The organism is Blastopirellula marina (assembly GCF_002967765.1).
GTDB classification, from domain to species: domain Bacteria; phylum Planctomycetota; class Planctomycetia; order Pirellulales; family Pirellulaceae; genus Bremerella; species Bremerella marina_A.
The window spans coordinates 541,464-555,425 of sequence record NZ_PUHY01000015.1 but is presented as its reverse complement, the minus strand read 5'-3'; the positions used below and the strand labels follow the sequence as shown (position 1 = coordinate 555,425).

9 protein-coding genes are annotated in these 13,962 nt (G+C 53.6%); 4 read left to right on the top strand and 5 right to left on the bottom strand.

Annotation, left to right across the window (positions count from 1 at the left end; all coding sequences use genetic code 11):
* Positions 1-105: 105 nt before the first annotated feature.
* The 3 genes from C5Y83_RS26810 to C5Y83_RS26800 are packed head-to-tail and all read right to left on the bottom strand — an operon-like array spanning position 106 to position 3,160.
* A complete protein-coding gene (locus tag C5Y83_RS26810; RefSeq protein WP_105332859.1) occupies positions 106-906 on the bottom strand; it encodes an SDR family oxidoreductase in 801 nt (266 codons plus the stop codon).
* Positions 903-1,769: an LOG family protein gene (locus tag C5Y83_RS26805; RefSeq protein ID WP_105332858.1), complete on the bottom strand. Its 867-nt coding sequence runs from the start codon at positions 1,767-1,769 to the stop codon at positions 903-905. The genes C5Y83_RS26810 and C5Y83_RS26805 overlap by 4 nt, the downstream gene beginning before the upstream one ends.
* Complete coding sequence (locus C5Y83_RS26800) at positions 1,766-3,160, bottom strand: MBL fold metallo-hydrolase RNA specificity domain-containing protein (protein WP_105332857.1); 1,395 nt, start codon at positions 3,158-3,160, stop codon at positions 1,766-1,768. Before C5Y83_RS26800 ends, C5Y83_RS26805 begins: the two co-directional genes overlap by 4 nt.
* 201 nt (positions 3,161-3,361) lie before the next feature.
* Between C5Y83_RS26800 and C5Y83_RS26795 the strand changes: the two genes are divergently transcribed.
* Positions 3,362-4,261, top strand: a complete 900-nt coding sequence (locus tag C5Y83_RS26795) for a hypothetical protein (RefSeq protein ID WP_105332856.1) — start codon at positions 3,362-3,364, stop codon at positions 4,259-4,261.
* An 11-nt stretch (positions 4,262-4,272) separates the two neighbouring features.
* Here C5Y83_RS26795 and C5Y83_RS26790 read toward each other — a convergent pair whose 3' ends face one another.
* Positions 4,273-6,927 carry an AMP-binding protein gene (locus C5Y83_RS26790; protein ID WP_105332855.1) on the bottom strand — a complete coding sequence of 885 codons (2,655 nt, stop codon included), beginning with the start codon at positions 6,925-6,927 and terminating at the stop codon, positions 4,273-4,275.
* A gap of 473 nt (positions 6,928-7,400) precedes the next feature.
* Between C5Y83_RS26790 and C5Y83_RS26785 the strand changes: the two genes are divergently transcribed.
* From C5Y83_RS26785 to C5Y83_RS26775, 3 genes are all read left to right on the top strand, one after another.
* Positions 7,401-8,372 carry a proline racemase family protein gene (locus tag C5Y83_RS26785; protein WP_105332854.1) on the top strand — a complete coding sequence of 324 codons (972 nt, stop codon included), beginning with the start codon at positions 7,401-7,403 and terminating at the stop codon, positions 8,370-8,372.
* A gap of 56 nt (positions 8,373-8,428) precedes the next feature.
* Positions 8,429-9,667 carry an NAD(P)/FAD-dependent oxidoreductase gene (locus C5Y83_RS26780; protein ID WP_105332853.1) on the top strand — a complete coding sequence of 413 codons (1,239 nt, stop codon included), beginning with the start codon at positions 8,429-8,431 and terminating at the stop codon, positions 9,665-9,667.
* A 113-nt stretch (positions 9,668-9,780) separates the two neighbouring features.
* Positions 9,781-11,217 (top strand): sulfatase, encoded by a 1,437-nt coding sequence (locus C5Y83_RS26775; protein ID WP_105332852.1) that lies wholly within the window; start codon positions 9,781-9,783, stop codon positions 11,215-11,217.
* 1 nt (position 11,218) lies between these two features.
* Here the strand turns inward: C5Y83_RS26775 and mutS are convergent, their stop codons facing one another.
* Positions 11,219-13,816: a DNA mismatch repair protein MutS gene (gene mutS / locus C5Y83_RS26770; RefSeq protein WP_105333077.1), complete on the bottom strand. Its 2,598-nt coding sequence runs from the start codon at positions 13,814-13,816 to the stop codon at positions 11,219-11,221.
* Positions 13,817-13,962 lie beyond the last annotated feature (146 nt).

The window sequence follows — 13,962 nt, the reverse complement described above, 5'->3', positions numbered from 1 at the left end:
GGAATTCTAGAGGATTCCGGAAATCGATACAGCGCCGATTTCGCCAGGAAATGCTATCACTTTGTGTCCGAGATTCTGCGGTGAAATCGCAGAGTGGCAATGCTGCTAACCATGAACGCTAGCGTCGTAGAATTGCCCGCCAAAGATCGTGCGACCTCCGTCGACCGGTAAGCAAACTCCTGTTACGAAAGGACTTTCGATCAGGAACTGAACCGCCTGCGCGACGTCTTCGGGTTCGCCCAAGCGCTTGACGAGTGTCGCATCGATGGCAGCCTGACGCTTCTTATCGCTGACATCTTCAGGCAGAAGCACCTGACCAGGTAGCACCGCGTTCACGCGAATCGCTGGGTTCCGCGCGGCAAGGTCGATCGCCAAACTTCGCGTTAGCGTCGGCAATGCCCCTTTACTAGCGATGTAGGCGGAGAAATCCTTCGTGGGACGAACGATCGACCAATCAGCGATGTTTACAATGGCTCCGCCCGTCTCTTGCTCGACCATCCTTTCCGCGGCCCACCTCGAACAATTCAGCACAGCGAACGTGTTGACGTTGAACAACGATTGGACGTCTTCTTCGGTTAGTTCATCCAACGGAGTGGGAAAGAAGATCGATGCGGAGTTGACTAGTACATCGATCCGACCAAAGTACCAATGAACGTAATCGATCAAATCTTTGATCTGACTTTCGTCCGTCAGGTCGGCCTGGAACGCGCTGGCCTCGGTCCCCTGCTCCTTCAACTGCTCGGCAAACTGCTTCGCTTCGTCCAACGAATGATTGGCATGTACGGCAATTCGGTAGCCCGACGCAGCCAAGTGCTGGGCGATCACCTTCCCCACACGTTTTGCACTTCCGGTAACGATAGCTACCGGAGGGATGTTGCCGAATGTTCGTTGTTGTCCGCGGCTCATGGGGCAATCACCTTGGCTTCAGGGTCTGCTTCGTGGAACTTGGTGATGATGTTCCAGGCTTCCGTGGGAGAATCGGCAAAGTTTAAGAGTTCCAAATGTTCGTCACGAATAACCGCTTCGTCCGCTAGGAACTCCCAGTTGATCGCCTGCTTCCAATAATCCGTGCCGTAAAGAATAACCGGAATGGCTTGCATACGGTCGGTTTGCCGGAGGGTCAGTGCGTCGAACAATTCGTCGAAGGTGCCGAACCCGCCTGGGAAAACGACCAACGCCTTGGCGCGCATCAAGAAGTGCATCTTCCGCATTGCGAAGTAATGGAACATGAAACACAACCCGGGCGTGATATACGGGTTGGGATGCTGTTCCTCGGGTAGCGTGATGTTTAAGCCAATCGAAGGTGCTCCAACATCATAGGCGCCTCGGTTGCCCGCCTCCATGATTCCGGGTCCGCCCCCGGTGACGATCACGTAGTCATAACGATCGTTATGATATGAATGCTGCGAGACAAGACTGGCAAAAGCTCTGGCTTCGTCGTAATACTTTGACTTGGCCAGTTGCCGTTCGGCTCGCTGAATGGCGCGTTCCAGTTCAGGTCGCGTGCCCTCTTCTTCCAGTTGCTTTTTTAGTTGTTTCAGTTGACCTTCGGCTTGCGAGCGTTCGACAATCTGCGTGCCGCCAAAGAGGATAATCGTCGAGTTGATTTTCTGTCGCGTCAGAAACTCTTGTGGTTTGGTGTACTCCAATTGCAAACGAACGCCACGCATCGATTCGCCGGCAAGGAAGTCGGTATCGTTCTGCGGCAGCACATAGCTAGGAGAATTGACAATTTGTTCCAGGTTTTCTTCTTCATGTTTGGGCGTCATGCGTGCTCCTCAAGATCAAACGATTCTCCCATCCGTGGAATGATGGTGCGAAAACCGAAGCGTTGTCGCATGAGTCCGGAAAGCACCGAAGCACTTTCCGGTTCGCCATGCGTCAGGAAGACGAGTTTCGGCTTCGGCAGACCAGAAACCCATTGCAGTAATTCACTTTGACCGGCGTGGCCACTCAATCCGGAAACGGACGCCAAGTGGGCATTAACGGGAACGTCTCGCTTATGAATCCGAACGGAACGATGCCCTTCCTGGATTTTTCGCCCTAAGGTACCCGCGGCCATATAGCCGCCGGCCAGTAACGTGTTTTGGTGCCAAGGCAAACGCTGACGAAGGTGAAACAAGATTCGTCCCCCAGTCATCATGCCGGACGAGGCAATAATTACAGCTGGTCCTTTGACCTTATTCAGCTTTTTCGATTCCGCACTACTACGCACCATGTGCACGTTCGATTCATTTAATACGCTCGACGGTCCATTGAGTCGACCTTCGGAAAGGTCGAAGTCTTCGGCGAAGTCACGAAAGATCTCAGTCGCATCGACCGCCATGGGACTGTCGAGATAAATCGGGATTCGCGGAATTCTACCGGCGTGCATTAAAACTTGTAGCAGATAAATCAACTGCTGAGCACGTCCAACCGCGAACGATGCCATCAATATAACACCACCTCGTTCGATCGCCTCATTCATCGTAACCTCCAGCGAATCGAGCACATCTCCTTGCGGATGGTCCCGATCGCCGTAGGTGCTTTCGCATATCAAGAAGTCACAGCGGGGTGGTTCGTGCGGGTCGTGATACAACGGCGCGTTGTAACGACCGACATCACCGGAGAACAACAGCCGTAGCGGAGGATCCTGGTTGCGGATCTCGACTTCAATCATATTCGAGCCCAACAAGTGGCCAGCATCATGAAAGCGAATCCAAATGGGGCCGGCTGCCTGGTGCCATTCTTCGCGTGGCAACGCCGTTAATTGTTTGATTGCCTTACGTGCATCTTTCGGGTCGTACAGCGGCAGTGCTGGTTTATGCTTCGATAGTCCCTTCAAATTGAAGTATTCGGCGTCACGCTCTTGGTTTTCAGCCGAATCCAAAAGCAGAAGATTTGTCAGTCGCTTGGTACCCGGCGTGCATAGAATTGGACCGTGGTACCCATCTTTAACGATCCGGGGTAAATAGCCGGTATGGTCGATGTGAGCGTGCGTCAGCACCACGCGATCAAGCGAGTGAGCCGGGAACGGCAAGGGATCCCAGTTTCGCAAGCGGAGCTCTTTCAGCCCTTGAAACATTCCGCAATCGATCAGGACTTTCGAATCATCAGCCTCCAACAGATACTTGGAACCTGTGACCGTTTCCGCCGCCCCGTGAAACGTCAATCGCGTCATTCGACTTACCTTATTGCCCGGTTGCCTGACTCCTGATTTCCCCTAATCTGGACGAAGAGAGGATCATTTACAATGGGCCTCTTGATGGAAGCAGCGAATCCTACTTGAGTCGTAGGCAAAAGACTCGTAGCTGCGTGATGGATCCATTCAATCTTTGCTTCTTAATCAATCCGGGAAATCAGGTTTCAAGGAAACGCTACCATGTATCGCGACAAAGACTACCTGCTCACCTCTGAAGGATTGATCTTTAACGTCCTGGGAGATCAGCATCCGTCCGGGCATGTGACGGCCGGGCTTAAGTACGCGGAAGGAAACAAATGGCTGGACACTTACGCGGCCGCGATGGCCTATTTACAGAAGTCATTTCCGGGATTTGTTACCGATCGGATTGCCGTTCCCGTTGATAAGATCGAGCAGCATCTCAAACCACTCAAGCGAACACGCCAGCTTCTTGCTGATCGAGAAAACCAACCGCCGCTGCTCGCCCAGGCGATTGACCTGATCGAAATTCTTGCCGAGCACTGCGAAGTCCCTTCCTCCGAGATTGGTTTGACCGATTCCCTTTTATGGGGTGCAGGGAACGAAAACTCCGATATCGACTTGGTCATCTACGGTCAGACGGTCATCACGCAATTTCTGAAAAAAGAGGAAGAGCTATTCCAGTTCGACGATATCAAGCGAATCGATCCCATCCACATTCAACGCCCTCCGGATATCGACGACCATACATTTCATACAATTGCTGAGCGGAAATTCAACCAAGGCACCTACCAAGGAACTCGATTCACGATCCGGGGGGTATTAACGGATGAAGAAATTCTGTTCGAGACCGAACGAACCGCTCCGTTCCAAGCTACGGAACCGATGACCATGCAGTGGCAAATGAAAATCACCAACCGCGATGAAAGTTTGCTCTATCCGATCTCTTTTGACACTGAAGAAGGCGTGCCCCTGGTTACCTACCACATCGGCTACGAGATGGGATTCAAGCCGGGCGACCAAGTTAAGGCAACCGGGACGATGGAAACCAGTGGCGACATGCGACGACTCCTCGTCGGATCAATTGGAGGAGAACAAGAGTCGATCCAGATCATCTCTTGAAGCATGCCTGATTACGAATTTGCCGTTACCTCACTACCTTCTTCCAACCAACCGCGAAGCTGTCGATAGTTGGTCTTTCCGGTTCCCAATACGGGAATCGTCTCGATTTGACGAACCTCGTCCAATCGCATGATGCCATGGAAGCCCGCCTGTTTCAACAGATCATTGGCCTCGCGAAGGGTGAGGTCTTCGGTCGTGAACAGGACGATACAACGGCCTCCATCTTTCTCGACACCCTCAACAGCGACCTTGGGCCCCTCTTCGTCCGCCGGAAACTTTTCGGCTAAAGGGGCCTCGAGTGCTGGCAAGCTGACCATCTCGCCACCGATCTTTAAGAATCGTTTCAATCGTCCACGGAACTGAATGAATCCATCTTCGTCCTTCGCCACCAGATCGCCGGAGTTATACCAACGATGCCCGTTGACCTCGAGAAACGGCTGGGGCGCGTCGTACTTGTAGTATCCATCAAACACCGAGTCTCCACGAATCAGCAGCAATCCTGCTTCGCCTTGCGGTAACGGCTCGTGAGATTCGGGATGAACGACTAACGTTTCGACGCAGTTGATCGGCAATCCGATGGTGCCAGGCTTGTTTTGCCCCGGCTTGTTTCCAGAAACCACGGGACTGCATTCGGTGATTCCGTACCCTTCCAACAGATCAAGGTCGGGCAAAATTTTCATGGTTTGCTCGTACAACGATGTGGGACACTTTTCAGCACCGACCATCACCAATCGCAGTGAATCGAGTTCACCTGGCTCGCTACTGCTAACGATGTACTGAAGAAATGTCGGCGTCGTGAAAGTGAACGTTGGTTTGTAAGCCGCAATAATGCGAGCCAACATACGTGAGTCGGTTGGATCGGCATGATGTACGACTCGAATGCCAGATAGTAGTGGCATCAACGAAGCCGCCGTCAGACCAAAGCTGTGAAACGGAGGAAGGAATCCCAACAGCGTGTCGCTGCGATGGAAATTCATATGATCGATTCCTCCCCGCATGTCCGCAATCAGATTGCGATGCGAAAGAGGTACTGCTTTGGGCAGACTCTCGGAACCGGAGGTGAACAAGATCACCGCCGGATCATCTGGATTGGGCTGTGGGAGATGACTCAAGAACGATCCAGACGCGATATAGGTTGCAATCAGCGTCCGTAGTTTCTCCCAGGTCGATATCCCTTCGCGAACATCTTCCAGATAAAACATTTCCACGCCGTCGATCTCGACACCCAATCGGTCCATGAAACGCTTCGAAGTTACGACGTGCGACACTTCCAGCTTCTCAGTTGCATGCCGGAGGCCAGCCGGGCCAGTCGTCCAATTGAGCATCACCGGGAGCTTGCCAGCGATGAGCGTGGCCAACACGACCGAGTCGGCAGCGACCGACGCAGGCAACATGATACCGACCGACTTCGATTCCAGTTTGGCAATGCGTTTTGAAAGGAGAGTCGCGCCAATCAACAGTTTGCGATAATTCAACGCTCCAGAAAGTGGATCAGCGACTGCCGTATGGTTGGCACTTTGAAGCGCGCGACGGACGAATGCTTCGGCGATTGTCTCGGCGAGAATCTCAGGGTAATCGGTGCTAGTTTTCGTTTCGTCGACCCATCCTTCGGGAACTTCCAGCGGCTGTTCATCGGTAGGTGCTTTTCCAGCAGCCAATAAGCATAGCTCCCCTACACTCGCAGGAACATGATCACTGCGGAAGCCATACTGGCGTTCCAGTTCAAGGGCCAGGTCCATGCGTTCCAAACTATCAAGCCCGAGCATATCGAGCGTCGTGCTTGGCTCCTTTTCGCTCTCCTCTAGTTTGCGATCGAGTCGATGCTCGACAATTTCGTAGACTTCATGAACCGTCGATTCAGGGACCTCGCTTAAATCAACCGCTCCCTTCTTCTTCACCGCATCGAAATCGAACTCGCGTGGTCCAAAGAAGTAGTTATAAGGAACGAATTTCGCGGTCTCTCCCCCATCCGCATTGTAGAATCCTTCGAGATGGCGATTGAGGGCCGTCTTGCTTTCCATCGGCAGTTCGTCGCGATTTACCGGATGAACCTCGAGCGTGACTTTGCGTTTCGGCAGGAAGAAGACCAAACCGGCGAGCACCCAAAAGAAGGAAGCCAGCGCGTTGCGTCCGAGTGCGGGAACATCCCCTTCTTGAGCACATCCATACCGACTTCCCCAGAGACCGCGTGTGCGGACCAAAACAACGTTGACATTATCGACGCGTTCTAGCAATTCGTATGCAATCCGAGCTCCACCCACAATCTCGTACCCTTGTCGTTGCAAACGACCGCTAGGGTAAATCAGAAAGCTTTGTCCATGGTTAAGCTCGCCGGCGACTTCTTCAATCAGCTGAGTCGTCTTGGTGTGCGCATCTCGGCTATGCGATTGCAGGTTTGGCACCTCATAGGCGTCGATCACCTTCATCAGTGGATAGAACAGCGGGCTGCGATAGGTGTCCGTAAACACCAACGGACGAAGCGACTTTCCAAACCGTAGATGACTCAGCACGATCGGCGGATCGACGTATGCCGGATGATTTGGCAGAACCAGGACCGGACCTTCGAGCGATTCCAATTTCTCCAGCCCAATCACTTCGACATCGTACCGACGATGCATCAACCGCCGTAGGACGAAATAAATGAGGGCCTGAATCCACTTACCCATGACAAATACCTGACTTCGTAGAACTTGCTTGGTGTCTACGGTTTAACGCGGGAAAAGATGAGGTGAGGGTCAATCGCGGTTGTTGAAAGGTTATTTCTAGAGCCACTTTATGCCGAAATGTGGGTTCCTAAAAGGTTGATTGATCCGAATTTGCCGGGAAACTGGGACGTTCGTGGCAACCGGTAGTGAGTCCGTAGATGACAATTAGTTTTCCTCGGACCACAAATCGCATTGATATCAGCGACTATTCTGTGAAATCGAACTGGAATTTCGGCTTACCTAATTGCTTACCCTTCCTGGTCGGCTTGGCAGTTAACGTTCTTCCACATTCTCGGTGTTGTTTGGGAAGCCGATGGCGAATTTCGCTTCTTCATGTCACCGTTACCCCGTTTCGATTTAGCTGCTTTGCGCCTTATGATATACGGTTTGATTCGTCCTCGATTGCTTTGCCTCTGCCACCTGGGAACCGCAGCATGCCTTTGCCGACTGATCGAATTGAGTTGAGCGTGATCGACTCCCATACGGGGGGTGAACCGACCCGCACTATCATTGGCGGGGCACCTTCGTTGTCGGGCGAAACCATCGCTGAGCAGATCGCCGAATTGTCGGAAGAGCACGATTGGGTTCGCACCGCTCTCACGCATGAACCGCGCGGTTACGAAGCGATGGTCGGGGCTCTGCTTCTCCAACCAGAAAACTCCGAAGCGGTTGCCAGGGTCGTCTTCTTCAACAACGTTGGCTATCTCGGGATGTGTGGGCACGGCACGATTGGAGTCGCCGCGACGTTGGCTTACCTTGGGAACATCTCTCCCGGTGATCACCTTCTAGAAACGATCGCCGGCGATGTCGTTTTCACGCTTCACGAAGACAATCGAGTTTCGTTCGCTAACGTTCCCAGCTACCGTTACCGCGAAACGGTGGCGATTCAAACACCCAACTTCGGCGAGTTGACCGGTGACATCGCTTTCGGTGGCAACTGGTTCTATTTGTGCAACGATCACGGGCTCGAAATCTCGATGGACAATCTCGAGCAACTGCGGTTGTGTAGTCGGGAAATCCGTCAGACACTCGACTCGGAAGGGATTGGCGGAGCGGATGGAGGTGTCATCGACCACATTGAATTGGTCGGTCCTCCGAACCGCGAAGATGCTGACGCGGTGAATTACGTATACTGCCCAGGTGGCGAGTATGATCGATCCCCCTGCGGTACCGGCACCAGTGCCAAACTGGCCTGCCTGGCTGCGTCCGGCAAACTGGCTCCCGGCGATACTTGGCGTCAAGCCTCGGTCACTGGAAGCATGTTCGAAGGAACTTACCAATCGAGCGGTGATAAGATCATCCCCCGCATCATGGGCGAGGCCTTCGTAACGGCGGAGACGAAGGTGGTGATCGATCCAATCGACCCCCTAACTTTCGGCTTTCGACACAACTTGGGCGAAAGCTAAGATTCCTGTTTCTCACCTTGCTGCATCGAAGTAACTGACTCGGAAAGAATCCCACCTTGAGTACCCACACCCTTGTGATTGGCGGCGGAGTCGTCGGGACCGCGGCGGCTTACTTCCTCGCCAAAGCTGGACACGAAGTCACCATCGTCGATCAAGGACGTCACGGCGGCGCCTGCTCGCATGCGAACTGCGGCTATATTTCCCCCAGTCACGTCCCGCCAATTCCGATGCCAGGGCTCATTGGTCCGACGATGAAGTCGATGATGAGCAGCGAATCGCCGTTCTATATCCGGCCACGCTTATCACCTGCGTTATGGAGTTTCTTACTGCGGTTCTGGTGGAACTGTAACGAAACTCAAATGAAAGCCGCGGCCCGCGGCAAGCACGCCTTGCTCGACTCCTCGCGACGTTTGTACGAAACATTGATCGAAACGGAGTACTTAGAATGCAATTGGGAGAAACGCGGCCTCCTGTTTGTGTTCCGCGAGAAGAAACACTTCGACGAGTTCGCCCCTATTAACGATTGGTTAGCCAAGGACTTTGATTTGCCTGCTGTGCCGCACTGCGATGGCGGCTTGCAGAAGTTAGAACCCGCTCTCAAAGATGACGTGTTTGGGGCGTGGCATTATGAGAACGACGCCCACCTCCGCCCTGATCGCCTATTAAGCTCGTGGCGAACGGTCCTCGACCGACTTGGTGTGAAGATCCTTGAACAGCACAAAGTAACCGGACTCGTGGGCGAGGGGAACAAATTGCGTGCGATTCAAACCGATCAAGGTGAAATCGCAGCCGATCGATACGTCTTGGCAACGGGCTCGTGGAGTCCTTTCTTCAATCGCGAGTTGGGTTGCACGCTTCGCATTCAGCCCGGCAAAGGCTACTCGATCACGATGGCCCGTCCCGAGATCTGTCCGAAGATTCCGATGCTACTCGAAGAAAGCCGTGTCGGCGTTACTCCATTTAACGATGGTTATCGCCTCGGTTCGACGATGGAATTTGGAGGTTACGATGCGACGGTCAACCGAAAGCGTTTGGCCTTGCTGAAGAAAGGCGCCAAACAGTACCTAAAAGATCCATTCACCGAAGAGACATACGAAGAATGGTACGGTTGGCGTCCGATGACACCGGACGATCTGCCGTACATCGACTTTGCACCGAAATATGGCAACGTGATTATCTCCGCAGGTCATGGCATGTTGGGACTTTCGATGGGGGCAGCGACCGGCAAGCTGGCCTGGGAATTACTCGACAATTTGCAGCCGCACGTCGATCCCAAACCGTATCGCCTGCGATAACTGAACCCCGCCTCTGCGGCCGACCAATTCGCGGCTAATTTGACGTACAACCGAGGGTTAACGAAAATAAACCCTCCACATTCCCGCCTATCCTTCCAGGAAGTCTTGTCCTCATGCGCACGCTTCTCTCTGCACTCGCGTTGTTGACCGTTGTCCTTGTCCCGCTCACTGCGGAAGCGGACCAGCGAAAGCCTAATTTTGTCTTCTTCCTTGTCGATGATCTCGGCTGGACCGACATTGGCGTCTATGGCAGTTCGTTCTACGAAACTCCCAACGTTGACCAGCTAGCGAAGACTGGCCTGCGATTTACCAACGCGTACGCGGCCTGCCAGGTTTGCTCACCCACGCGAGCCAGTATCATGACCGGCCGTTATCCTACGAGAACCGGCATCACCGACTACATCGGCGCGCCGCAGCCAGAACGCTGGAATCGCAAGACAAAAATGTTGCCAGCCAACTACGAGATGCAACTTGCTTTGGATGAAGTCACGATTGCCGAAGTCTTAAAGGCAAATGGCTATGCAACGTTCTTTGCCGGCAAATGGCATTTGGGAAGCGAGAAGTACTTTCCAGAAAACCAAGGCTTCGATGTCAATCAAGGTGGCATCGACCGCGGTGGTCCGTATGGCGGAAAGAAGTACTTTTCACCGTATGGAAATCCTCGCTTAGAAGACGGACCTGACGGCGAACACCTCCCCGATCGCCTGGCGACCGAAACGGTGAAGTTCATGACCGAACATAAGGACGAGCCGTTTCTGGCATACCTCTCCTTTTACTCCGTCCATACGCCGTTGATGTCCCGGGAGGATCTAAAGCAGAAATACCTCGAAAAGAAGAAGACCTTAAAGCATGGCGAAATCTGGGGGCAGGAAGGGGAACGTAAAGTTCGCCTCGTCCAAGAGCACGCCGTATATGCCGGCATGGTCGAAGCCATGGATCAAGCCGTGGGCAAGGTCCTTACGGCCGTTGATGATCTTGGACTCGAGAAAGATACCGTGGTCATCTTTATGTCCGATAACGGTGGACTCTCGACCTCTGAAGGACATCCGACCAGCAATTTGCCCCTACGGGGCGGCAAGGGTTGGATTTACGAAGGGGGCATCCGCGAACCGATGATCGTCCGCTGGCCAGGCGTAACGAAGGCAGACACCGTTACCGATCAGTACATCAGCAGTGTCGACTTCTTTCCCACGATGCTCGAGATCGCTGGTATTGCTGCCCCCCAAAATGTGACCATCGACGGAATGAGCTTCGCGCCCGTACTTGAAGGGCAATCAATCGAGCGTGGGCCAATCTTCTGGCACTATCCACATTACGGCAATCAAGGAGGCTCGCCGTCGGCGGCAGTTCGTGACGGCGACTGGAAACTGGCCGAGTTCTACGAAGATGGTCACCTGGAGTTGTACAACCTTCGTGACGATATCGGTGAGACGCAGAACCTTGCTGAGCAGCATCCAGAACTCGTTAAGAAACTGCACGCCAAGCTCGAAGCGTGGAGACAGGAAACCAAAGCCAAGCTGCCGACCCATCGCGAAACGGCAGCCAAGTAAGCTATTCCTTCGGTTTCTTTTTGAGGTCAGTCTGCCACTGGATCAGCTTTTGAAACGCGTCCAGTGGCGTCATGCCGCTGAGGTCGGCCTGGCGAATCTCTTCCACCACTGGGTGTTCGCTCGGCCCGAACAGCGTGAGCTGAAGATCGGACTTAGGGTGGCGATCTCGTTTTGGTCGAATCTTCGATTGCCCCTCCAGATCGAGATGTTCCTGTTCCAGCTGCGCCAAAATCTGCTTGGCTCGTTCATTCACATCGTTGGGAATACCGGCTAAGCGGGCAACATAAATCCCGTAGCTCTTGTCAGCGGCCCCTGCGACGATCTTGTGTAAGAAGATGATCTTATCGTCCCATTCTTTGACGGCGACGTTCAAGTTCATGACATGATCAAGCGACTGGGAAAGATCCGCCAGTTCATGGTAATGCGTTGCGAACAACGTCCGACAGCCGATCCGGTCGTGGATGTATTCCACAATCGACCAAGCCAAGGAAACCCCGTCGTACGTGCTCGTTCCACGACCGATTTCATCGAGGATCACCAGGCTTTTCGAGGTCGCCGTGTTGAGAATCCGCGCCGTCTCGGTCATCTCGACCATAAACGTACTTTGCCCACGCGATAGTTCATCGCTCGCGCCAACGCGGGCAAACACGCGATCGACCACGCCAATCGTCGCCTCGCGGGCCGGTACGAAGCTGCCGATCTGGGCCATGATCGCAATCAGCCCGACCTGACGAATGTACGTACTTTTACCTGCCATGTTTGGGCCGGTGATGATTGCGACAAAGTCTTCTACCTCGCCGCCAAGCATGGTGTCGTTCGGAATAAACGTCCCTGCTTCCTCGGTCACGTCGAGCACCGGGTGTCGACCATCGACGATGGCCAGTTCAGCTCCGTCGTCCATCTTCGGTCGGCAATAATTGCGATCGCGAGCCAGGTTACCAAGCGAGACCAATGCATCGAGCTGCGCTAACGCGACGGCCGTTTTGCGTAGGCGATCGGCAGCATCCTGCACTAAATCACGCAGTTCGGAAAACAAGTCGTACTCGAGCGACTTCGCCTTTTCGTCAGCGCTGAGCACCTTCTCTTCGTATTCTTTCAGCTCCGGCGTGATGTATCGTTCGGCGTTCTTCAGCGTTTGCTTACGATGGAAATAAGTCGGCACCTTATCGCGGTGCGTATTGGTGATTTCGATGTAATAGCCAAACACCTTGTTGAAACCAACCTTCATGTTGGCGATGCCTGACTTCTTGCTCTCTTCGGCCTGATAGTTAGCAATCCACTGCTTTCCGCCTGCCGCCAAGCCACGCAGTTCGTCAAGCTTGGCATGATAGCCATCTTGAATGTAACCACCGTCAGCCGTGGTCAGCGGGCAGTCTTCGATTAACGCGGCCATCAGCTTGTCGTGAACTTCTGGACAAAGATCGATTTGGCTTTCGATCTCACACAGAAGTTTACTTTTTCGTGAAGTTACCTTCGCCTTAATCCGCGGCAGCTTCGAGAGGGTTCGACCAACGAAGCTCAAATCGCGCGGGCTCGCACGTCCGGTTGTCACGCGGGTCAACAGACGCTGCAAATCGTAGACACCGGCCAAACCTTCCCCGAGTGCGTCGGAGAGTGGCAGATCGTTCTTAAGTTCTTCAACCGCATCATGCCGCTGCTGAATTTGGCCAACGTCTGCCAAAGGACTCGCGAGCCACTCCGCCATGAGACGGCTCCCCATCGGCGTACGACAACGATCGAGCACCGAGATTAGTGTCCCATCGCGTCGTTGATCGCGAATAGTGCGTGTCAACTCGAGCGAACGCCGCGTCGATTCATCGATTTCCACGGTGTTGGTCTGACGATAAGGAATCAGCGATTGAACATGTTCCAGCGAACCACGCTGCGTTTCTTTTAAGTAATCGAGAATGGCTCCTGCGGCTCGGACGGCCAGTCGATCGGTTTCCTCAAAGCCAAAACCATCGAGACTTTTAACCTCAAAGTGCTTCGTCAGCTTCTCGTCGACCGCTTTCCCTCCAAAGGCCCAGGCCGGGCGCTGCGTATGGAGAAACTGGCCATTAGTATGCTTCGGTAAAACGTTTGTCCCCTCCGAAAGAAGGCACTCCGACGGAGCAATCCGCGCGAGTTCGTCCGACAGACGGGCCGACTCAAAAACGCCTGCCAGGAATCGACCGGTGGAAAGTTCGATCCAACTGATTCCGGCTTGCTCTCCTTCGACCAGTACGGCCGCCAGGTAATTGCTTTCCTTAGGACTTAGCAACGAGTCATCTGTCAACGTGCCGGGCGAAAGAATGCGGGTGATCTCACGTTTGACGATTCCCTTGGCCTGTTTGGGATCTTCGACCTGATCGCAGATGCCGACCCGGTAACCCTGCTGGATCAATTTTGCGAGGTAGGAGTCAAGCTGGTGATGCGGGAAGCCTGCCATTGGGGTGGCATTCTCCCCTTTGTCACGGCTGGTTAGCGTCATCCCGAGAATCTTGGACGCGGTGACCGCATCGTCGTTGAACAACTCGTAGAAGTCACCCATGCGAAACAGCAGAATCGCGTCGCCACAAGCATTCTTTGCTTCGTGGTACTGCTGCATCATCGGGGTCATCGCCATACTCGCACCCTATCGTTCTGCTGCCCAACTTTTCATGGGCAATCGATCTGTCTGTCATCTAGTTGAAGTCCGCTTCATAGCGCAAGACTTCTTCCAAATTAACATAACAGGCATCGACCATCGGCTGCAGGAGGGTAGGC

Excerpts from the sequence above, each read along its gene's own strand:
- C5Y83_RS26810 (WP_105332859.1), bottom strand. The coding sequence starts at position 906 with ATGAGCCGCGGACAACAACGAACATTCGGCAACATCCCTCCGGTAGCT.
- C5Y83_RS26805 (WP_105332858.1), bottom strand. The coding sequence starts at position 1,769 with ATGACGCCCAAACATGAAGAAGAAAACCTGGAACAAATTGTCAATTCT.
- C5Y83_RS26800 (WP_105332857.1), bottom strand. The coding sequence starts at position 3,160 with ATGACGCGATTGACGTTTCACGGGGCGGCGGAAACGGTCACAGGTTCC.
- C5Y83_RS26795 (WP_105332856.1), top strand. The coding sequence starts at position 3,362 with ATGTATCGCGACAAAGACTACCTGCTCACCTCTGAAGGATTGATCTTT.
- C5Y83_RS26790 (WP_105332855.1), bottom strand. The coding sequence starts at position 6,927 with ATGGGTAAGTGGATTCAGGCCCTCATTTATTTCGTCCTACGGCGGTTG.
- C5Y83_RS26785 (WP_105332854.1), top strand. The coding sequence starts at position 7,401 with ATGCCTTTGCCGACTGATCGAATTGAGTTGAGCGTGATCGACTCCCAT.
- C5Y83_RS26775 (WP_105332852.1), top strand. The coding sequence starts at position 9,781 with ATGCGCACGCTTCTCTCTGCACTCGCGTTGTTGACCGTTGTCCTTGTC.
- mutS (WP_105333077.1), bottom strand. The coding sequence starts at position 13,816 with ATGACCCCGATGATGCAGCAGTACCACGAAGCAAAGAATGCTTGTGGC.